Source organism: Bradyrhizobium macuxiense, assembly GCF_001542415.1.
GTDB lineage: Bacteria > Pseudomonadota > Alphaproteobacteria > Rhizobiales > Xanthobacteraceae > Bradyrhizobium > Bradyrhizobium macuxiense.
The window spans coordinates 101,205-122,548 of sequence record NZ_LNCU01000036.1; the positions used below are offsets into that span (position 1 = coordinate 101,205).

18 protein-coding genes and 1 pseudogene are annotated in these 21,344 nt (G+C 64.6%); 11 read left to right on the forward strand and 8 right to left on the reverse strand.

What is annotated here, in order from left to right; genetic code table 11:
- A pseudogene (locus AS156_RS42775) lies at nt 1-529 on the reverse strand (hypothetical protein); the annotation flags it as partial.
- A gap of 349 nt (nt 530-878) precedes the next feature.
- Here AS156_RS42775 and AS156_RS09970 point away from each other — a divergent pair.
- Nucleotides 879-1,676, forward strand: a complete 798-nt coding sequence (locus tag AS156_RS09970) for a helix-turn-helix transcriptional regulator (RefSeq protein ID WP_066503306.1) — start codon at nt 879-881, stop codon at nt 1,674-1,676.
- Nucleotides 1,677-1,873: 197 nt separating this feature from the next.
- On the opposite strand, the gene AS156_RS09975 is transcribed toward AS156_RS09970, so the two are convergent.
- A complete protein-coding gene (locus AS156_RS09975) occupies nt 1,874-3,127 on the reverse strand; it encodes an MFS transporter (RefSeq protein ID WP_066503308.1) in 1,254 nt (417 codons plus the stop codon).
- A gap of 553 nt (nt 3,128-3,680) precedes the next feature.
- On the opposite strand from AS156_RS09975, the gene AS156_RS09980 reads away from it, so the two are divergent.
- A complete protein-coding gene (locus tag AS156_RS09980) occupies nt 3,681-4,193 on the forward strand; it encodes a fascin domain-containing protein (RefSeq protein ID WP_136626116.1) in 513 nt (170 codons plus the stop codon).
- A gap of 205 nt (nt 4,194-4,398) precedes the next feature.
- Here the strand turns inward: AS156_RS09980 and frc are convergent, their stop codons facing one another.
- From frc to AS156_RS09995, 3 genes are all read right to left on the reverse strand, one after another.
- The gene (gene frc, locus AS156_RS09985) at nt 4,399-5,676 is read right to left on the reverse strand and encodes a formyl-CoA transferase (protein WP_066503312.1); all 1,278 of its coding nucleotides are present in this window, start codon (nt 5,674-5,676) and stop codon (nt 4,399-4,401) included.
- Nucleotides 5,677-5,740: 64 nt separating this feature from the next.
- Nucleotides 5,741-7,471, reverse strand: a complete 1,731-nt coding sequence (gene oxc / locus AS156_RS09990) for an oxalyl-CoA decarboxylase (RefSeq protein ID WP_066503497.1) — start codon at nt 7,469-7,471, stop codon at nt 5,741-5,743.
- 71 nt (nt 7,472-7,542) lie between these two features.
- A complete protein-coding gene (locus AS156_RS09995) occupies nt 7,543-8,238 on the reverse strand; it encodes a GntR family transcriptional regulator (protein ID WP_066503314.1) in 696 nt (231 codons plus the stop codon).
- Nucleotides 8,239-8,453: 215 nt separating this feature from the next.
- Here AS156_RS09995 and AS156_RS10000 point away from each other — a divergent pair, with 215 nt between their 5' ends.
- From AS156_RS10000 to AS156_RS10020, 5 genes are all read left to right on the forward strand, one after another.
- A complete protein-coding gene (locus AS156_RS10000; protein WP_066503315.1) occupies nt 8,454-10,583 on the forward strand; it encodes an acetate--CoA ligase family protein in 2,130 nt (709 codons plus the stop codon).
- Nucleotides 10,584-10,792: 209 nt separating this feature from the next.
- On the forward strand, nt 10,793-11,179 hold the full coding sequence (locus AS156_RS10005) for a DUF1236 domain-containing protein (protein WP_066503498.1): 387 nt from the start codon (nt 10,793-10,795) through the stop codon (nt 11,177-11,179).
- Between the two features lie 255 nt (nt 11,180-11,434).
- Complete coding sequence (locus AS156_RS10010; RefSeq protein ID WP_066503316.1) at nt 11,435-11,842, forward strand: hypothetical protein; 408 nt, start codon at nt 11,435-11,437, stop codon at nt 11,840-11,842.
- Between the two features lie 128 nt (nt 11,843-11,970).
- A complete protein-coding gene (locus tag AS156_RS10015; RefSeq protein WP_066503317.1) occupies nt 11,971-12,744 on the forward strand; it encodes an NYN domain-containing protein in 774 nt (257 codons plus the stop codon).
- A gap of 142 nt (nt 12,745-12,886) precedes the next feature.
- Entirely contained in the window at nt 12,887-13,948 is a 1,062-nt protein-coding gene (locus AS156_RS10020) for a ketopantoate reductase family protein (RefSeq protein ID WP_066503318.1), read from the forward strand.
- Between the two features lie 150 nt (nt 13,949-14,098).
- On the opposite strand, the gene AS156_RS10025 is transcribed toward AS156_RS10020, so the two are convergent.
- Nucleotides 14,099-14,701: a thiamine pyrophosphate-dependent enzyme gene (locus AS156_RS10025; RefSeq protein ID WP_066503319.1), complete on the reverse strand. Its 603-nt coding sequence runs from the start codon at nt 14,699-14,701 to the stop codon at nt 14,099-14,101.
- Between the two features lie 8 nt (nt 14,702-14,709).
- Nucleotides 14,710-15,273, reverse strand: a complete 564-nt coding sequence (locus tag AS156_RS10030) for a thiamine pyrophosphate-binding protein (RefSeq protein ID WP_066503500.1) — start codon at nt 15,271-15,273, stop codon at nt 14,710-14,712.
- Between the two features lie 169 nt (nt 15,274-15,442).
- Between AS156_RS10030 and AS156_RS10035 the strand changes: the two genes are divergently transcribed.
- The 4 genes from AS156_RS10035 to AS156_RS10050 all read left to right on the forward strand — a co-directional run bounded on the left by AS156_RS10035 (nt 15,443) and on the right by AS156_RS10050 (nt 19,297).
- The gene (locus AS156_RS10035; protein ID WP_066503328.1) at nt 15,443-16,408 is read left to right on the forward strand and encodes a tripartite tricarboxylate transporter substrate binding protein; all 966 of its coding nucleotides are present in this window, start codon (nt 15,443-15,445) and stop codon (nt 16,406-16,408) included.
- Nucleotides 16,409-16,412: 4 nt separating this feature from the next.
- Nucleotides 16,413-17,309 (forward strand): amidohydrolase family protein, encoded by an 897-nt coding sequence (locus tag AS156_RS10040; protein ID WP_066503330.1) that lies wholly within the window; start codon nt 16,413-16,415, stop codon nt 17,307-17,309.
- Between the two features lie 15 nt (nt 17,310-17,324).
- Nucleotides 17,325-18,374: a hydroxyacid dehydrogenase gene (locus AS156_RS10045; RefSeq protein ID WP_066503331.1), complete on the forward strand. Its 1,050-nt coding sequence runs from the start codon at nt 17,325-17,327 to the stop codon at nt 18,372-18,374.
- Between the two features lie 710 nt (nt 18,375-19,084).
- Complete coding sequence (locus AS156_RS10050; protein ID WP_066503334.1) at nt 19,085-19,297, forward strand: hypothetical protein; 213 nt, start codon at nt 19,085-19,087, stop codon at nt 19,295-19,297.
- A gap of 21 nt (nt 19,298-19,318) precedes the next feature.
- Here the strand turns inward: AS156_RS10050 and ilvD are convergent, their stop codons facing one another.
- The gene (ilvD, locus tag AS156_RS10055; RefSeq protein WP_066503335.1) at nt 19,319-21,166 is read right to left on the reverse strand and encodes a dihydroxy-acid dehydratase; all 1,848 of its coding nucleotides are present in this window, start codon (nt 21,164-21,166) and stop codon (nt 19,319-19,321) included.
- Between the last annotated feature and the right edge of the window lie 178 nt (nt 21,167-21,344).

Here is a 21,344-nt window from a genome sequence, read left to right on the forward strand (position 1 = left end):
CGCCGTCACTCACAATACTGCCGGTGCCATTTCCGCCAGCGCCGCCGTTGCCGCCTTTGACGGTCACTCCGCTGTTGATGGTCAGGGATGTGCCCGAAAAATACACTCCTGTGCCGCCGCCGCCTCCGCCCGACGCGAAATTGAACCCGTCCGGTCCAGTGCCTCCGGTAACGCCGGTGGTTGTTGCTGACACGACGGCCGTTCCGGATGCTGTCGAGCCAGGGGCGCCGCCGGATCCTCCAGCGCTTTCTCCAGCACCGCCGATCCCGCCCGTGCCGCTGCTGCTCGGGCTGCCCGGCGTTTGCACTGTGACGCCCCCCACAATGGTGCTGCCGTTGCCGCCGACGCCATTGCCGCTGCCGCCGAGGCCGCCACGGTCGAAAGCGACGCTTCCCCCGGCTGCACTGCACGCCGTGGTGTCGGCCGTGCAGGCCGCCTGGGCGTGAGCTGGAACCGCAAAGCCTATCGTGCCGAGGATCAGCGCAAGCGGTGACACGGTGGCGAGCGCACGAAAATACTTTTCGCGCAATCTTGCCTCAAGACAACCAGAACGTGCCTTGTCGAATTGTCCTACAACGGGACGTTCCGCTGCGTCTTCCAATGGGGTCACCGCGTTCAGTCCCGGTCGTAACTCGAATTGTTGCAACTTTCGCCGGGGCATCCGTGTTGCAGCCCGAGACGACGTCGCGCGATGTGTCGGACTCGACACAGCAGAGAGATTCCGCAACCGAATGCGATCTGGCCACTACCCAAAAGGGTATACCAACGCGCGCACGAGCGATAAGACGGCGAGCGAGGCTTTGCTGCAACATGTAGGCACGTCGCGACGTTGCAGCGATAGCCGAAAAATCAAATCAAACGCTTTCGATCAGAAGCCCATGGAACGGGACAGCAAACTCGACGCCGAAATCATTCGCCTCTACGAATCCGAGCCCAACCTGCACACGCTGCCAGGCGTCATGTTCGCCTGCGTCGGCCGCCTGGTTGATGCGGAGGTGGTAAGCTTTACCGAATTCCATCGTCCGAGCTGGGATTTCCGATCGTTGATTTCGGTCGGAGACGATCCTGATGTCCGCGCCCGCGGGATGCAGGCGTTTGCGAAGCACATGCATTCGCATCCGTTCTGGCAACACGATCCGGCGTTCTATGGCGAGCGTGCGCTGCGCGAGTCGGATTTCTTCAGCGATGAGGAATTCGTCGAGTTGCCGATCGCCAAGGAGGTGTTCCTGCCGTCGGGGGCGCGGCGGATCATGGGAATCGCGTTCGAGCACGCCGGCTACGTGGTCACGGTTGTCGGGCATCGCGTCGTGGGACGGCCGGCGTTCAGCGACGATGAGCGCGACCGGATGCAGGGCTTTCGGCCGCACATCCTACGCAGCTACCGCCAGTCGCAGGAGCGAACGCTGGCGGCGCTGACGCCGAGCGATCGACTACGGCTGGCATTTCCCACGCTCACGCCGCGCCAGATCGAGGTGGCGTCATGGATCGCTCAGGGCAAGTCGAACGAAGAGATCGCTGCCATCCTCGGGGTCGGACTCGATGCCGTGAAGGCGCACGTCAAGGCGATCAACAGCAAGATCGATTCCGACAGCCGTCGTGCCGCGATCGCGATCGCCCACACCACGCCGCCGTTCGCCGACCTGCCGCCGCTGTGGAAGCTGGGTGTGCAGGGCTGACCCGCGCCTGATGGGCTCGGTCCCTCCACAAACTCGTCATGCCCGGGGATACGCGAGCGGAAGCGACGCCGTCCTTCTGACGGCTATGCCGGGCCATGACGGTGCGGAAAGCCGATTGATGCCAAATGCGATTGCCCGCGCTGGTCAGGGAGGGCAGGCGAACTCCCACTCGCGCAGTTCGCCTGACCGCCATCTGCTCAACGTTCCCGGCCCGGGTCCTTGCCGATCCTGCCAATGGTGAGAAGTCCCGCGAGCGACAGCAGGGCGAGGGCCAGGCTGCAAAGGAACGTGGCCGCGGGTCCAAGCGCGTCCCACAGGGCGCCCGCGATGATGCTCGAGCCAAGCATCGCGATGCCGGTGAACAGGTTGAAATATCCATAGGCGGTACCGCGCAGCGAAGCGGGCGAGGCGTCCGCGACCAGCGTTGCGAAAAGGCCTTGCGTCAGTCCCATGTGCAGGCCCCAAAGGATGACGCCGAGCGCGACCCCGCCGAGATTTGCAAAGCCCGCAAGCGCGAGATCGGCGGCGGCAAGGCATGCGAGGCCGAGCCCGAGCAGGCCGGTGCGGTCGATCCGGTCAGCCAGCACGCCGGCGGGATAGGCCGACAACGCATAGACGATGTTCATCAGCACCAACACCGCGGGCACCCACATCGCGCCAAGTCCGACATCTTGCGCACGCAGGATCAGGAACGCCTCGCTGAAGCGGGCGAGCGTGAACACGACGCCGATCCCGACCACACGCCAGTAAGCTCCTCCAAGATTCTTCGCAGCGGCGAGGCTAAGCGGATTTTTCGCGGCGCCGGCGTCCGCGTGCCGCTTCGGCTCCTCGACGGCAAGCACGATCAGCGCAAGCGAGAGAAAGGCCGGGAGCACGGCGACCCAGAAGACCACGCGGAAGTTGTCGGCGCTGGCCCACATCAGGGCGATGGCGAGCAGGGGGCCGAGGAAGGCGCCGACGGTGTCGAGCGATTGCCGCAGCCCGAAACTCGCGCCGCGCAATTCGGGGGGCGCGATATCGGCGACGAGCGCATCGCGCGGTGCGCCGCGTATGCCCTTGCCGACGCGATCGATGAAGCGGGCGGCGACCAGCCAGCCGACAGTCGGCGCCAGCGGGAACGCCGGCTTGGTGATGGCGGCAAGTCCATAGCCAAGCGCCGCGAGCAGCTTGCGCTTGCCTAGCCAATCAGATAGCGCGCCGGAGAAGATCTTCGTGATCGAGGCGGTCGCTTCCGCGATGCCCTCGATGAGGCCGACCGTCACCATCGAGGTGCCGAGCACGGTGACGAGATAGACCGGCAGGAGCGCGTGGATCATCTCGGAGGAGACGTCCATCAGCATCGACACGAAGCCCAGCGCCCAGATTCCCGTGGGGATCCGGGCGGATGAGGAAGGTTGGTTGGGTTTGGCCGTCACGTGCCGCCTTTCCTGCTCGGGTGACAAAAACTGCATCAGGCGGGGCTTACCATGGTTTCGGTGCGGCGAACTCCATCCACTCTCCGGCGGGCGCTGTCGGTCATCGCCCGCGTGAGTGCCAGCGCATCGCATATGCTAGCACAAGGTCGAGTCTGATATGGTGCTGCATGGCCTCGAGCGCGGCCGTCCTCGATAGGACGTCAGCATCGCTCTCGGCGTGACCTGCCCAACGCCTCTGCCAGGCCGGTCGGCTTCGTATCGGATGAACGGCCTGCGCGTGCAGCGATCTCGGCTTGCCGCGACCGGTGTCCGCCCTGCTGAACGTCCTGCTGCGCCTTGTGACGCGATCACGCATTCGATTCAAATTTTCCTCTGCACCTCCTGTGATTTGGATCACGGCAGTACACGCTTGGCGTGCATTAGTGTCAGAAGCAAGCGGGATCGCTTAGCGACCACTCGCGACAACCGCTGGCGCCACGACACGTCCGCGGCTCACTAGCTTTCAACAGGAGGGACACACTCCGAGGAGAACAGCATCATGACAAACATCTGGATTCGTTCCGCGACCAACTCGTTCGCATTCCTTCGCATGGACACCTCCAAGGTGACCAGCTTCAACGGCGCCGGAAGCGGCACCGTGAATTGTCAGTTCTATGGACCGGGAAGCGAGCCGGTCACCGCGCCCGGCAACGATGAAGTCTTCCTGTTCGTTGCACTCTCTGACACGGCCTTCGCACTCAGATCGACCGTTTCTGCACATGCGTATCTGCGCATGGACGGCTCGGGCGTGACTGAATTCAATGCGGCCGGAAGCGGAACGGTCAACTGCCAGTACTACGCTCAAGGCACCCAGCCGCAGGTTGCGCCCGGGAACGACGAGGTGTTCCAGTTCGTTCCGATACCGAACAGCCCCGTGGTCGCGATCCGCTCCTTCAACCATCCGAACGCCTATCTGCGGATGAATGCTGCCGGAGTCGAGTCGCGGCGCGGGAATGGCAGCGGCATTGTCAACTGCCAGTATTATCCTCAGGGGACCCTGCCGCAATGGACGGCCGGAAACCTCGAGGTGTTCTACGTCTCTGCCGTGCCGCTCCTGGCTTGATCGTCCCGAGGACGGCGAAAGCTTGAGGTCTGACATCGTCGGCGCTGCTTGTCGCGGCGCCGACGATCAGGCGCGCGGCGCTTCGCTTCAAACGAGATGCCTGACGCCGAGTTCAGCCCGCTGCCGTACCGCGCCGCCTTATGTCCTCATCCAAAAGAAAATGGCCGCGGTTGTCCGCGGCCATCTGTGATCTTAAGCGCGTCGCTTACTCCGCCGCCTGCTTGCGCGGCGGATCCAGCGCGCCGGAGTCGTGGATCTCGGCGACCTGGTGATCGGAGAAGCCGAGCACCTCGCGCAGGATCTCGTCGGTGTGTTCGCCGAGCAGCGGCGATCGCTGCACGTCGCTCGGTGAATCCGACAGCTTGATCGGGTTGCCGACCGAGAGATACTTGCCGCGGGTCGGATGATCGACCTCGACCACGGTGCCGGTCGCGCGCAGCGACTGGTCTTCCGCGAGTTCCTTCATCGACAGGATCGGACCGCAGGGGATGTCGTCCTTGTTGAGGATTTCCATCGCCTCGAACTTGGTCTTGGTCATCGTCCACTGCTCGATGCGGGCGAAGATCTCGTTCAGGCGCGGCAGGCGGGCCGCCGGCTTGGCGTAATTCGGATCGGTCTTCCAGGTCGGCTCGCCGATCACGTCGCAGATCTTCTCCCAGACCGGGGCCTGGGTGATGAAGTAGATGTAAGCGTTCGGATCGGTCTCCCAGCCCTTGCACTTCAGGATGCGGCCGGGCTGGCCGCCGCCGGAATCGTTGCCGGCGCGCGGCACGGCGTCTCCGAACGGAATGCCTTCGCCGAACTGGCTATATTCCTTCAGCGGACCGTGGGCGAGGCGCTGCTGGTCGCGCAGCTTGACGCGCGACAGGTTCAAGACGCCGTCCTGCATCGCCGCGGTGACGCGCTGGCCGCGGCCCGAATGGGTCCGGTGATAGAGCGCGGTGACGATGCCGAGCGCGAGATGCAGGCCGGTGCCGCTGTCGCCGATCTGCGCGCCGGTGACGAGCGGCAGGCCGTCGCGGAAGCCGGTGGTCGAGGCGGCGCCGCCGGTACACTGCGCGACGTTCTCATAGACCTTGCAATCCTCATACGGGCCGGGGCCGAAGCCCTTGATCGAGGCGACGATCATCTTCGGGTTGATGCTCTGGATCTTCTCCCAGGAGAAGCCCATGCGGTCGAGCACGCCGGGACCGAAGTTCTCGACCAGCACGTCGCAGCTCTTGATCAGCGCGGTCAGCACCTCCTTGCCCTTCGGGTTCTTGGTGTCGAGCGTGATCGAGCGCTTGTTGTGGTTCAGCATGGTGAAATACAGGCTGTCCACGTTCGGGATGTCCTGCAGCTGGCCGCGCGTGATGTCGCCGACGCCGGGGCGCTCGACCTTGATCACGTCTGCGCCGAACCAGGCCAGCAACTGCGTGCAGGTCGGGCCCGACTGGACGTGGGTGAAATCGAGAATGCGAACGCCCGTGAGCGCCTTGGTCATATCGTGTGCTCCGTACTCTGTAGGCCCCTGCACCCGCAGGGAGTGATTGGGGTTAGGGGGTGACTTACTTCTTCTTCAGAACGCTCTGTGGATTGAGGTTGCCGATGCGGCCGCTCTCCGAGCCCGCTGCCGGATCGATCACTGCGTTGATCAGCGTCGGCTTGCCGGAATCCAGCGCCGCGTTGACCGCGCGCTTCAGCTCGTCGGGCGAAGTCGCGTTGACGCCGACGCCGCCGAAGGCTTCCATCATCTTGTCGTAGCGCGAGCCCTTGACGAACACGGTGGTCGCCGGATCGGCGCTCACATCGTTGACGTCGGTGCCGCGATAGATGCCGTCATTGTTGAAGATCACGACGCAGATCGGCAGCTTGTAGCGGCAGATGGTCTCGACCTCCATGCCGGAGAAGCCGAAGGCGCTGTCGCCCTCGACCGCGAGCACGGGATGGCCGGTCTCGATCGCGGCCGCGATCGAATAGCCCATGCCGATGCCCATTACGCCCCAGGTGCCGACGTCGAGCCGCTTGCGCGGCTTGTGCATGTCGACGACGCCGCGGGCGAGGTCGAGCGTGTTGGCGCCTTCGTTGACGAAAATGGTGTCCGGACGTTCCGCGATGATGGCGCGCAGTGCGCCGAGCGCACCGTGATAGTCCATCGGCGAGGCGTTGCTCATCAGCTTCGGCGCCATCTTGGCGACGTTCTCGTCGCGCTTGGTCGTGATCTTGCCGACCCAGTCGGCCGGCGCCGCGGTCCAGTTCGCGCCCATGCCCTGCAGCAACGCGGTGACGCAGGAGCCGATATCGCCGACCACGGGGGCGACGATCTCGACGTTGGAATCCATTTCCTTCGGCTCGATATCGACCTGGATGAACTTCTTCGGAGCTTCGCCCCAGGTCTTGCCCTTGCCGTGCGACAAGAGCCAGTTGAGCCTGGCACCGATCAGCATCACGACGTCGGCGTCCTTCAGCGCGGTGGAGCGCGCCGCACCCGCGCATTGCGGATGCAGATCGGGCAGCAGGCCCTTGGCCATGCTCATCGGCAGGAACGGAACGCCGCTCTTCTCGACGAAGGCCTTGATCTGCTCGTCAGCCTGCGCGTACGCCGCGCCCTTGCCAAGGATGATCAGCGGACGCTTCGCGCTCTTGAGCACATCGAGCGCGCGCTTGATCGCCGAAGGCGAGGGGATCTGCTCGGGTGCTGCGTCAATCACCTTGACCAGCGATTTCTGGCCGGCATCGGCATTCATCACCTGGGAGAACAGCTTTGCCGGCAGGTCGAGATAGACGCCGCCCGGACGGCCCGACACCGCGGCGCGGATAGCGCGCGCAAGGCCGATGCCGATGTCCTGGGCGTGCAGCACGCGGAACGCCGCCTTGCACAGCGGCTTTGCGATGGCGAGCTGATCCATCTCCTCATAGTCGCCCTGCTGCAGGTCGACGATCTCGCGCTCGGAGGAGCCCGAGATCAGGATCATCGGGAAGCAGTTGGTGGTGGCGTGCGCCAGCGCGGTGAGGCCGTTGAGGAAGCCGGGCGCCGACACCGTGAGGCAGACGCCGGGGCGCTTGGTCAGGAAGCCCGCAATCGATGCCGCATAGCCGGCGTTCTGCTCATGGCGGAACGACAGCACGCGAATGCCCGCCGCCTGGGCCATACGGCCCAGGTCCGTGATCGGGATACCCGGCACACCGTAGATGGTGTTGATGCCGTTGAGCTTGAGCGCATCGATGACGAGGTGGAAGCCATCGGTCAGTTCTTGCTCGGTACCCGGTGCCTCGGACTTCGCGGCGGTATTCAGCATCGGCATCGTCTCCCTGATCGTTCTTGTTCGGACGATCTCATGGTCGTCTGAAGCGTGTGGACTCAAAGTAACTAAGTGAACAGCTCCTGGCCGTGCGCCTCGACATAGGCGGCAAGGCCGAGCGTGTGATCGCGGGCCCGCTTCTCGGCGAGCTCGGTGTCGCGTGCCTCCAGCGCCTCGATGATCCCGAGATGCTCGGGCAACGAAGTCGCGGTGCGGTCCTTGCGGCCGATCGTGAGCTGGCGATAGCCGCGCACATGCAGCAGCAGGTCGTTGGTGAGATCGACCAGCACGGGCGATTCCGACAGCGAGATCAGTGCCTGATGGAAGGCGATGTTGGCCTTGGAATATTCCTCGACGTGATCTTGCGGCAGGCGATCGGGGCCGAAATCTCTGAAGAAGTCGCGCAGCGCCGTGATGTCCTTCTTGCGCGCGGTGGTCGTGATCAGGCGCGCCGCCATGCTTTCCAGTGCCGCCCATGCGCGGATCATGTCGACGATCTCGGCCTTGCTGCGGCGGACCACGACGATGCCGCGGCGCGGCACGGTTTTCACGAAGCCGTCTTGCTCGAGCATCGCGATCGCCTCGCGGATCGGCGTGCGGCTGACGCCGAGCCGTTCCGACAGCGCGCGCTCGTCGAGCATGACCGGCTCAGGCGTCGCGTAGATGTCCATTTTCAGAATCGCTTCCTTCAAGGCCTCGTAGGCCTTGTTCTTGAAGCTCGTCTCCGGAGCGATCCGGACGATGGCGATGTCTGTGTCTGCCATGATAGGCGACGCCTTGGTCTGTTTTGGATCTGGCACGACTCGTCTCCTCCTCTTGGAGACGTCTTCTTAGCAGAAGAAATTACCTAAGTTTTTGGCATGCCAAATACCAGAATGTCAAGATACCTTTATTTTTGGCGCTTTTGAGCATTCAGCGACCTTGACAATTTCTTCTCTGGCATACCAAATGCCATAAAATTTGTCCCAGGAGGAAGTCAATGTCAAACTCAAAGGATGCGGTCCGCAAAGTTCTCGATGCGGTCAAGGCCGACAGGCGCACGAGCCTCACCGCGCCCGAGGGCAAGGTGGTGTGCGACGCCTACGGCATTCCGGTGCCCAAGGAAGGCGTTGCCAAGTCCGCCGCCGATGCCGCGCGGGTCGCCTCCGACATGGGCTTCCCGGTGGTGATGAAGATCGTCTCGCCCGACATCCTCCACAAAACCGAGGCCGGCGGCGTCGTGGTCGGCGTCAAGAGCGCCGCGGAGGCCGAGAAGAGCTACGAGACCATTCTCGCCAACGCCAGGAAGTACAAGGCCGACGCCAAGATCGAAGGCATCCAGGTGCAGCAGATGCTGGGCGGCGGCACCGAGGTCATCGTCGGCTCCATCACCGACGGCTCGTTCGGCAAGCTGGTCGCATTCGGCCTCGGCGGCGTGCTGGTCGAGGTTCTGAAGGACATCACGTTCCGTCTCGCGCCCGCGACCCGGGAGGATGCGTTGTCGATGCTCGACGGCATCCAGGCGCACGAGATGCTGAAGGGCGTGCGCGGCGGCGATCCCGTCAATCGCGAGGCGCTGGCCGACGTCATCGTCAAGGTCTCGCAGCTCGTCAGCGATTTCCCCGAGATCGTCGAGCTCGACCTCAATCCCGTGTTCGCGACCAGGAAGGATGCGATCGCGGCCGACGTCCGCATCGTCGTCGACTTCAACTACAAGCCGCGTCCGGCGCCGCGCCCGACCGAAGAGATCATAGCTGCGATGAACCGCATCATGCAGCCGAAGGGCGTTGCGGTGATCGGCGCCTCCGCGGAGGACGGCAAGATCGGCAACTCCGTGATGAAGAACCTCGTCAACGGCGGCTACAAGGGCGAGATCTATCCGATCCACCCGAAGGCGGGCGAGATCCTCGGCTACAAGGCGTACAAGAGCGTCAAGGACGTGCCGGGCGTGATCGACACTGCTGTGTTCGCGATCCCCGCCAAATTCGTCGCCGGCGCGCTGGCCGAGTGTGGCGAGAAGAAAATCCCAGGTGCGGTGCTGATTCCGTCGGGCTTTGCCGAAGCCGGTGCGCCGGAGCTGCAGGCCGAGATCGTCGAGGTCGGCAAGAAGTACGACATCCGCCTGATGGGGCCGAACATCTACGGCTTCTACTACACGCCGGCCAATCTCTGCGCGACCTTCTGCACCGCCTATGACGTCAAGGGCCACGCGGCGCTGTCGTCGCAGTCGGGCGGCATCGGCATGGCGATCATCGGCTTCTCGCGCTCGGCGAAGATGGGCGTGTCGGCGATCGTCGGCCTCGGCAACAAGTCCGACATCGACGAGGACGATCTGCTCGCCTTCTTCGAGCAGGACCCGAACACCAATTTGATCGCGCAGCACTGCGAGGACCTGAAGGACGGCCGCGCTTTTGCGGAAGCCGCCAAGCGCGTCTCGAAGAAGAAGCCGGTCGTCGTGCTCAAGGCCGGCCGTACCTCGGCCGGTGCGAAGGCGGCCTCGTCGCACACCGGCGCGCTGGCCGGCAACGACAAGATCTACGAGGACGTGTTCAAGCAATCCGGCGTGATCCGCGCCCGCAGCTTGCGGCAGCTGCTCGAATTCGCCCGCGGTGTGCCGGTGCTGCCGACGCCGAAGGGCGAGAACGTGCTGATCATCACCGGCGCCGGCGGCTCCGGCGTGCTGCTGTCGGACTCGGTCGTCGACAACGGCCTATCGCTGATGCAGATGCCGCCGGATCTCGATGCCGCCTTCCGCAAGTTCATCCCGCCGTTCGGTGCGGCCGGCAATCCCGTTGACATCACCGGGGGCGAGCCGCCGATCACCTATGTCAACACCGTGAAGCTCGGCCTGTCGGACGAGCGCATCCACGCGCTGATCCTCGGCTACTGGCACACGATCGTCACGCCGCCGATGGTGTTCGCCCGCAACATGGTCGAGGTGAAGAAGGAGATGGAGGCCAAGGGTTTCGTGAAGCCGATCGTCGCCTCGCTCGCCGGCGACGTCGAGGTCGAGGAGGCCGCCGAATATCTCTACCAGCACGGCATCCCGGCCTATGCCTATTCGACCGAGCTTCCGGTCGAGGTGCTCGGCGCCAAGTACAAATGGGCGCGCGGCGCGGGCCTGCTCTGATCCCGTGGGTCTGCTCTGATCCCACGCTGACATGAACCAACGATGAATGCCGCTTCGGACAACATCCGAAGCGGCATTTTTCATCTGCGTCGGAACTGACTGCAATTGCAGTGAAATCAGACCTGCTCGCGACGTTGCCGTTTTCGAACAGGAACAACTCATTCCTCCGGCTGTTGAAAGGCGTCTATCAAACTCGGAGGAGGAGAATGATGACGAAGCGTTTTGTTGTTTCAATTGTCGCTGCGTCGCTGCTCGCATCAGGTTCGGCTTTTGCGCAGTCGACTACTGCAGCGGGCGCCGCGAACGGTGCGCGGGCGGGCGGCGATGTTGCGGGGCCGGTCGGCGCGATCGTCGGCGGTACCGTTGGCGCCGCGGTCGGCGCCGGGCTCGAGATTCCGAATGCCGTGATCTCGTCGATCCCGCGCGACGAACCTTCAGTCGTGGTGCACGAACGCGTCGTGGTCGGCGAGCCGTTGCCCGACACGGTCGTGCTGCGCCCGGTGCCGCGTTACACCGAGTATCGCTATGCGGTGGTCAATGATCGCCGCGTGATCGTCGACCCGCGTACCCGCATGGTGATACGGGTCATCGAGTGATCGAGCTGGAAGCTTTCTTGATTGCCGACATCCTCGCGGGCCAGTCGCCCGCGAGGATTCGTTGGACTTGGTGTTGTCTTGGCGGATAGCCGCAGCGCCGCCGCGGATGGCAAGGTCGATTAACGGCGCCGCTAAAATCGAAGCCCTTCTGATAATTCGGCTTTAACGGACGCACGATTAGGTGTCGGCTGACGGCAAACGTGCCGGGCGCGCGGTAGGTGCCTGACGCTGTGCGCCGAGGGAGGCGCTTCCACCATGTCAGCTCAGATCGATACGGATTTCGCGAGCGAGGATCGCGCCCGGGCGGAAATCGGCGCTGCGGTCAGATATCTGCTCAAGGATGCGACAGGCCGTGCCCGGGACGAGATCGTCGAGGGGATCACCGCGCTGGTCCGCGACGTCGCGAGCGCGCCGCCTGCGCCTGAAAATCCATTGAGGCCGTCACCGATGAGCGGCGTTGCCTACAAGACCTTTCTGATCGACGCCTACCGCCGCGATACCGACCGGTGGCGTGCAACGATCCGCCGCTCGAACGGCAAGAAGATCCGGATTGCCTTTCCGCCCGCGGTGCGCGACGAAGCCACGACGTCGGCCGACGCCATCACTGCCGAGAAAGCCATCGAGTTCGCAAAACGGGCGATCGACGCCGGCGAGGTGATTTGATCCGAACCGGCGGAGCTGTCAAAGGTACGGCTGTCTCTCGGAAAATTAAGGCTGGCGGCGAGCGCCCCGACATCGGTATATCCTTCCATCGCCGCATAGAGTTTGCGGGTCCAACGATGGGGACAGTCATGCCTTCCGAACTCCGCTCGCCCCGTCTCGCCGTCCTGATTGACGCCGACAACGCCTCGGCAAAGATCGCCGACGGATTGTTCGAGGAGATCGCCAAGATCGGCGAGGCCAGCGTCCGCCGCATCTATGGCGACTTCTCCAATCCCCGCTCCAGGAGCTGGGCCGATATTCTGTCGAAGCACGCCATCATTCCGCAGCAGCAGTTCGCCTATACGACCGGCAAGAACGCTTCCGACATCACGCTGGTGATCGATGCGATGGACCTGCTGCATAGCGGCCGGTTCGATGGCTTCTGCCTGGTGTCGTCGGACAGCGATTTCACCCGCCTTGCCGCTCGCATCCGCGAGCATGGCGTCGATGTGTTCGGGTTCGGCGAGCAGAAGACGCCGGAGAGCTTCAGGCAGGCCTGCCGCCGATTCGTCTACACCGAGAACCTGCTTGCCGGGACGGTGAGCAACAAGGACGCTGCCGCAGGTCCGAACTCGCTTCAGCCGCCCGACGCCGCGACCCCTGTCATCAAGAAGGTCATCACCCAGATGGAGAGCGAGGACGGCTGGGTGACCCTTGGCGAAGTCGGACGACAGCTCGCCAATCTCGCGTCCGATTTCGATCCGCGGACCTACGGGTTCCGCAAGCTGAGCGATCTCGTGCGCAAGACCAACTCGTTCGAGATCGATCAGCCCAAAGGCGGAACGACGCGCATTCGCGTCAAGCCCACGGCCGCTTCGCCTTCGCCTCCAAGGCGGCGAAGGTCCCGCAAGCCTGCGGAATGAACGGGCAGCCCACGACTATCGGCATGGCACCGGCCCGCTTTTGACATAAGGCGGCCGTTGGCACGAAGCCCCGATCCACTACAGTGCTCCCCAACCGCGGGACGCGTGTGCGTCCGCTACAACAGGTCCAGGGGAAGCAAGCATGGGTCGGAAGATCGCGATCGTCGGAGCTGGCGCCGTCGGCGGGTATGCCGGTGCGCACATGGTGCAGGCCGGTGAGGACGTCACCTTCATCGATCCCTGGCCCGAGCATGTCGAGCACATGAGAAAGCACGGGCTGCGCGTGACCCATGCGATGGACATCGCGGAATTCTCGGTTCCGGTTCGCGCGCTCCACGTCACCGACGCGCAGCAACTCGCCAAGGAGAAGCCGGTCGACATCGCATTCGTCTGCATGAAGTCATACGACACGGCCTGGGCCACCATGCTGATCCGGCAATATCTGGCGCCGGACGGCTATGTGGTGTCGCTGCAGAACTGCATGAACGAGGAGACCATCGCCGGCATCGTCGGCTGGGGCAAGACGCTCGGCTGCATCGCGAGCAGCATCACCGTCAATTTGCCGGAGCCCGGCCACATCCATCGCGGCGCCGGCAAGGGCGGGGCGGCGCACACGGTGTTTCGCGCCGGCGAGGTGCACGGGCGCATCACGGAGCGCGCGGAAGAAGTCCGCCGTCTGGTCGGCTATTCCGACAGCGCGAAGGTGACGAGCAATCTCTGGGGCGAGCGCTGGTCGAAGCTGGTCGCCAACGTGATGGCCAACGGACTGTCGGCCTGCAGCGGCCTGCCGGGCGGCGAGATCCTGCAGAGCGAGCCGCTGCGCCGCTTCTCGACGCGGCTCGGCAGCGAGGCGATCCGCGTCGGCCAGGCCTACGGCTATCAGCTCGAAGAGATCCTGCATCTGCCGCCCGAGACCATCGCCCGCGCCGGCGAAGGCGACGAGGCCGCAATCCGCGCCTGCGACGAGCAGCGATTCAAGGACAGCAAGCGCACCTCATCCGCTCAGCGCCCCTCGATGGGCCAGGACATGCAGAAGGGCCGCCGCACGGAGATCGAATTCCTCAACGGCTTCGTGGTGCGCGAGGGCGAAAAGCTCGGCCTTGCCTGCAACGCCAACGCCGCCCTGACCGACATCGTCAAGCGCGTCGAGCGTGGCGAGTTGAAGCCCGACCCGACGCACATCACCGAGCTGCGGATGAATTGAGCTAAACCTTGAGTCTCCCGCCGTCATTGCGAGGAGCGAAGGGACGAGGCAATCCATCTTTCCACGCGTGCGGCAGCATGGATTGCTTCGCTTCGCTCGCAATGACGGGACGAGAATTGCGCGAAGCGCTGCGACCTGCGCCGAGGTGCACTACAACAACTGCCTTACCCCCATGCCGTGCATGAACCGCTCGCGGATCTGCACGGGATCGCGGCGCGTCGTGCCGGTGCCGGGCTTGTCGTCGATGCGGACGCCGATCAGGGTCGGCGCTGTGGCCGTCATCGATTGCTCGATCAGCCGCTCGAAGTCGTCTTCATCCGCGGCCCAGGAGCTCTTGGCGAGGCCGCTTGCCAGTGCGACCGCGACGACATCGGTGTGACCGGCGGCCGGCGTCGGCTGGCTGCCGGTGATCTGATAGATGCCGTTGTCCATCACCACCATGGTGAGGTTCTTCGGCGCCTGCGTTGCGATCGTCGAGAGGCAGCCGAGCTGCATCAACAGCGAGCCGTCGCCTTCGAGCGCGAACACCCGCCGCTTCGGCTGCGCCAGCGCGACGCCGAGTGCTATCGGAAAGGCGAGCCCCATGCTGCCCAGCATGTAGAAATTCTGCGGGCGATGGCCGGCGGCCCAGAGGTCGAAATTGGTGTTGCCGATGCCGCCGATCACGGCCTCGTCCTTCAGCTTGGCGATCAGGCGCTGGGTGAGATCGAAGCGGTTCATCACCTTGGTGTTGCGTGCTGGTGTTGCGGTCATGGCTGATCTCACTTGTCGAACGTTTTGCCGCCGGTCAGAAGCGGCGAGAGGATCAGCGCCACGGGCGCCTGGGTGGTGACGGCCTGCTTGATCGAGCGGTCGGCGATGAACTCGAGCTCGTCGAGCCGCGTGACGGTGTGGTGTTCCACGGCAAGCGAATCCAGCACCGGGCGCATGGTGCGGCAGACCAACGCCTGGCCGTAGTTGAACTCGCCGAGCGTGCCGCGCTCGGAGACGAACATGATCAGCGGGATCTGGTAGGGCACCGCGAGCGAGGCCAGCACATTGGCGAGCGTGGCAAAGCCCGAGGTCTGCATCAGCACCGCGCCGCGCATCCCGGCCATCCAGGCGCCGGAGACGATGCCGACGGCCTCTTCCTCGCGCGCGGTCGGAAACGTCGTGAAATAGGGATCGGCGTGCAGATTCTTGATCAGCGTGGTCAACACCCGGTCGGGTACGTAGGGGACCAGGCGGATCTCGTTGCGCTTCAGCGTCTCGAGCACGATGCCGTGCCAGGTCGTCGCGGGCGACGCCTGCTTCTGAGCTGAGCTTTGTTCCGCTGATGCGGCCATCCCGTTCTCCCTCGTCGCGCGACGCTTGTGGCCGCTTGCGGGTGAAAACTTGACGTGGTGCACGGGATTGTCAACATGCCCCGGCCGCAACGCGATCTGCGGATTTCGGCGATACGGCGCCGATCCGGCGTGCGATAGAAATGACAACAATAATGACGGGAGGGTGTGCATGGCCGGGTGGGTCTGGCGGACGGCCGTCGCGGCAGCGGCGATGATCGCGGCCGGCATTGCCTCGGCCCAACCGTTCCCGACCAAGGCGGTTCACATCCTCGTGCCATATCCGCCCGGCGGCGGCGTCGATGTGCTGACGCGCACGCTCGCCGATACGGTGTCGAAGAGCTGGAGACAATCGATCGTGGTCGAGAACCGGCCCGGCGCCGGCGGGGTGATCGCCTCGCAGGCGATCGCGACGTCCGCGCCGGACGGCTACAATCTGATCATGGTGGCGAGCGGGCATGCCACCAATCCATTCCTCTATCCGAAACTGCCCTACGACACCTTCAAGGATTTTTCGCCGATCTCGCTGCTCGCATCGTCGCCGAACGTGCTGCTGGTGCGGACCGATTCACCGTTCAAATCGGTTGGCGACGTTATCGCCGCGGCGAAGGCGAAACCCGGCAGCCTGTCCTTTGCGCATGCCGGTAACGGAACTTCGACGCATCTGGCCGGCGAGCTCCTGAACAATCTGGCGAAGATCGATCTGGAGGCCATCCCCTACAAGGGCGGCGCGCCCGCGATCAACGATCTGCTCGGCGGCCAGATTCCGATGTCGTTCAATAACGGGCCGGAATCGGTCGGGCAGCTGCAGGCCGGCACGGTGCGGGCGCTTGCGGTGACGACCGCGACGCGCGCGCCGTTCCTGCCCGACGTGCCCAGCATGTCGGAAGCCGTGCCCGGCTACGACACCGAGGTGTGGTGGGGGCTGCTCGGGCCCGGCGGCATGCCGGCCGACCTGGCCGGACAGATCTCGCGTGATTTCGTTGCAGCGCTGAATACGCCGTCCGTGAAGGAACGTCTCGGCAAGCTCGGCGCGATTCCGATCGGCAGCACGCCGGACAAGTTCGATGCCAAGATCCACGCCGACTATGACAAATGGGGGCCGATCATCAAGGCCGCCGGCATGATGGCGGAGTGAGCCGATGACGACCTCCGAGATCCCGGCCTGCCTGCCGCCGCGCCCGGTCACGCCGCCGCGCGAGGCGCTGCCGCCGAGGGCCTGCGACACGCATGCGCATGTGTTCGGTCCGGGGGAGCGCTTTCCCTATGCCGCCGATCGGAGCTACACGCCTCCAGACGCGCCGTTGCAGAAGTATCTCGGCATGCTCGATGCGCTCGGCTTCGCGCGCGGCGTGCTGGTACAGGGCAGCGCGCATGGCTGCGACAATTCAGCAATGCTGGATGCGTTGCAGCGCGAGCCCGCGCGCCTGCGCGGCGTCGCCGTCGCGGATGCCGATGTGTCGGCGGGCACGCTGCGGCAATGGCATGTGCTCGGCGTTCGCGCGCTGCGCTTCAATCATTTCTTTCGCGGCGGCCAGCTGCACTATCGCGGCGGCATTCCCTTGAGCGTGGCCGAAACCCATGCGCCCGTGATGGCCGAGCTTGGCTGGCACCTGCAGCTCTGGATCGATGTGAAGGATCTGCCCGCGACGATCCCGGCACTGAAGGCGCTGGGATTGCCTGTCGTGGTCGATCACATGGGCCGAACCGATGCACGCGCCGGCGTCGACACCGAGGGCTTTCAGAGCCTGCTGCACGCGGTCGACGAGGGCTGGTGCTGGGCCAAACTCTCCGGGGCGCATCGTCTGAGCCTCAAGGCACCTGACTATCCCGATGCGCGCCCATTCCATGAGGCGCTGGTATCGGCCAATTCCGAGCGGCTGGTATGGGGCGGCGACTGGCCGCATCCGCGGGTCGAAGGCGAGATGCCCGACGCCGGCCATCTGCTCGACCTGTTCCACGAATGGACGCCGGATGCGGCGGCACGACACCGCATCCTCGTCGACAATCCCGCAAGACTCTATGGCTTCCCAAACTGAGAGCTGCTCGAAGACATGACCGTCAACAACAAGCGCGTGTTCTACGTCAAATACCTCGCCCACGACATCTACGTCGACATCCTGAAGAAGCGGCCGGACGTGCGGCTCGACCGGCTCGAGAACGAGACGCCGGAGGCGCAGTTCGCGCCGGTCCTGGCGGAAGCGCATGCTTACCAGATCGGCGCGGCACGCGACGAACTGGCGCCGCACTTCCATGCCCATGCCGAACTGCTGAAGCGTGCGCCGAACCTGTTGATCGTCTCCTCGAACGGCGCGGGCTTCGATCCCGTCGACGTCGACGCCTGCACCGCGGCAGGTGTGCTGGTCGTCAACCAGTCCGGCGGCAACGCCAATTCGGTCGCCGAGCACGCGCTCGGCATGATGCTGACGCTGTCGAAGCGCATCATCCAGTCCGACCGCCGGCTGCGGCGCGAGGCCAATGTCAATCGCAACGACCTGATCGGCAACGAGCTGAAGGAGAAGACCGTCGGCATCGTCGGTCTCGGCAATGTCGGCCGCCGTATCGCCGAGCTCTGCAAGGGCCTCCTGCACATGAAGGTGATCGCCTACGATCCCTATCTGACCGCGGAGGAGATGGCGAAGCGGGGCGGGGAGAAGGTTGAGCTCGACGATCTCCTCCGCCGCGCCGACTTCGTCTCGATCTCGTGCCCGCTGGACAGCAAGAGCAGGGGCATGATCAACACCCGCGAGTTCGCGCTGATGCAGCCGCACGCCTATTTCGTCACCACCGCGCGCGGCTTCATCCACGACGAGAAGGCGCTGGAGGACGCGCTGCGCGAGAAGCGGATCGCCGGCGCCGGCCTCGACGTCTGGGCCAAGGAACCGCCGCCGCCGGATCATCCGCTGCTCCAGTTCGACAATGTACTGGCGAGCCCGCACACTGCCGGCGTCACCCGCGAGGCGCGGATCAACATGGGCCGCATCGCCGCCGAGCAGATCCTCGACGCCCTCGACGGCAAGCGCCCGCCGCGCATCATCAATCCCGAAGTCTGGCCGGTCTACGCGAGAAGGTTCGAGAGGGCGTTCGGGTTTATGCCGGGGTAGGTCGACGTCCATTGCTGTCTACGGTGGAGTCAGCCAAGTGAGGTGAGCACGCCGGTCAGGCTCGCTCCGTCTTTGCGGAGGCCGCACAGCTGCGCGGCCAAAATATCGAAAACAACCCCATGCAAAGGAGCCGGCAGCCGCCGGCGCTCGGCTTGGCAACTTGACACGTCGGGCAACTCAGGAATATTTTTCCAATATTCCGAAATCGTGCAAGCGCCCCGCCTTGCGGGGGAGGGTTACCGCAAGGAGCCTTTCAGCCGGTGCGTCCCTTACGGGATGGCGAGCCGCGCGCGTGGGCTGTGTGCCCAAAAAACGCCGGAGAAAATCTCCTTCGCCGGAGCCTTGATTGAAGCAACAAACCCACTGCCGAACCGCCGCCCGGCAATGCGTCCGTTGTTATTTTCCCTGAGATATCGACGACTTAGCTCGAAAGCTCCATTTTCCCTTCATGCTCGAACAATCCGGGCACGGAAGGAAATCTATCATGCGACAGGTCCAGACATTGCTCCGCACCGCGAACGCCAGGATCGGCCGCCGCCTTGCGCAGATCGTCGCGATCGCCGCGGCCAGCCTGCCGCAGGCCGGCGCATAATTTTCCCGCGGCTCGCGAGCAGTCGCACACGACCCCGCCGAATTAACTCACTCCCATTTCGGGTTAGTGCTAGCGTGGTACCTCTCCGGCTCTCTGCCGGTTCTGCAGGGAGGGTTCCATGTCACGCTTCGTCGTCCAATTCATGAAGGACGTGCTCGGCGGCAACGGCCGCGAGCGCGAGGTCTGCCAAAGCGCGATCGAGATCGATGCGTTAAGCGAAGGGCAGGCCACCGAGATGGCCAAGCTCAAATTCTGCGAGCAGCAGTCGCTGTGCGACTGGTCGCTCCATGCCGACCGCATCCGGATCGATGCGGCCGACCTTCACGCCTGAGTTGACGCTGCCGCGCCGCGCTCACTGCTCTGGCAGGATGCGCACCGCGCCCTTTGCCGCGCTGCTCGCGAACGCCGCATAGGCCTTCAGCGCGGTTGAGACCGCGCGCTTGCGCGGCGCGGCCGGTTTCCATGCGGCCTTGCCCTTCGCGACCATCGCCTCACGCCGGCGCTTGAACTCGGCGTCGTCGACCGCGAGGTTGACCTTGCGGTTCGGGATGTCGAACTCGACGATGTCGCCTTCCTCGGCAAGCCCGATCAGGCCGCCTTCGGCGGCTTCCGGCGAGACGTGGCCGATCGACAGGCCCGACGATCCGCCGGAGAAGCGGCCATCGGTGATCAGCGCGCAGGCCTTTCCGAGACCCTTCGACTTCAGATAGCTGGTCGGATAGAGCATCTCTTGCATGCCGGGGCCGCCGCGCGGCCCCTCATAGCGGATCAGCACGACATCGCCAGCCTTCACCTTGTTGCCCAGGATGCCTTCGACCGCTGCGTCCTGGCTTTCGAAGATGCGGGCAGGGCCGGAGAACTTCAGGATGCTCTCGTCGACGCCGGCGGTTTTCACGATGCAGCCGTCCTCGGCGAGGTTGCCGAACAGCACGGCGAGGCCGCCGTCCTTGGAATAGGCATGCGCGGCGTTGCGGATGACGCCCTTTTCGCGGTCGAGATCGACCTCGTCGAAGCGGCGATCCTGGCTGAAGGCTTCCTGCGTCGGCACACCGCCCGGCGCGGCGCAGTAGAAGGTGCGGACCTTCTCGCTGGTGGTGCGCACCACGTCCCAGCGGTTGAGGGCTTCGCCGAGCGTCGGGCTATGCACGGTCGGTCCATCAGTCGTGATCAGCCTGGCGCGATCGAGTTCGCCGAGGATCGCCATGATGCCGCCGGCGTGGTGCACGTCCTCCATATGCACGTCCTGCACCGAGGGCGCGACCTTGCAGAGCACGGGCACCTTGCGCGAGAGACGGTCGATGTCGGCCATCGTGAAGGGCACCGCGCCCTCGCGCGCGGCGGCGAGCAGATGCAGCACGGTGTTGGTCGAGCCGCCCATCGCGATGTCGAGCGTCATCGCGTTCTCGAACGACTTGAAGCTCGCGATCGTGCGCGGCAGCACCTTGGCGTCGTCCTGCTCGTAATAGCGGCGGGCGAGATCGACGATCAGATGGCCGGCCTCGACGAACAGGCTCTTGCGGTCGGCGTGGGTTGCCAGCACGGAGCCGTTGCCGGGCAGCGCCAGGCCGAGCGCCTCGGTCAGGCAGTTCATCGAGTTCGCCGTGAACATGCCGGAGCAGGAACCGCAGGTCGGGCAGGCCGAACGCTCGATCACCGCGACCTCGTCGTCGGTGACGTTCGAATCCGCCGCCGCAACCATAGCGTCGATCAGGTCGACCGCGCGCTTCTTGCCCTTGAGCTGGATCTTGCCCGACTCCATCGGTCCGCCCGAGACGAACACGGTCGGGATGTTGAGGCGCATCGTCGCCATCAGCATGCCGGGCGTGATCTTGTCGCAGTTCGAGATGCAGACCATCGCGTCGGCGCAATGCGCATTGACCATGTATTCGACGCTGTCGGCGATCAGTTCGCGCGAGGGCAGGCTGTAGAGCATGCCGTCATGGCCCATCGCGATGCCGTCGTCGACGGCGATGGTGTTGAACTCCTTGGCGACGCCGCCGGCCTTCTCGATCTCGCGCGCGACGAGCTGGCCGAGATTCTGCAGATGCACGTGGCCGGGCACGAACTGGGTGAACGAGTTGACCACCGCGATGATCGGCTTGCCGAAATCCTCGTTCTTCATGCCGGTGGCGCGCCAGAGGCCGCGCGCACCCGCCATGTTGCGGCCGTGGGTGGTTGTGCGGGAGCGATAGGCGGGCATCGTAAATCCTTGGGCTATGGGCGCATTTTTAAGGGAGAAGGCGTCCTTATGCCCGTCTGCGCCAGCCGATTCAAGCGCGGAACCGCATGGCTGGATCGCGGTATTTGGGCAATCGCGGGCGGCCCGCTTGATCTCGGTCGGCCCGGTGCCTTAGGTGGACGCACCGGGATGCCGGACG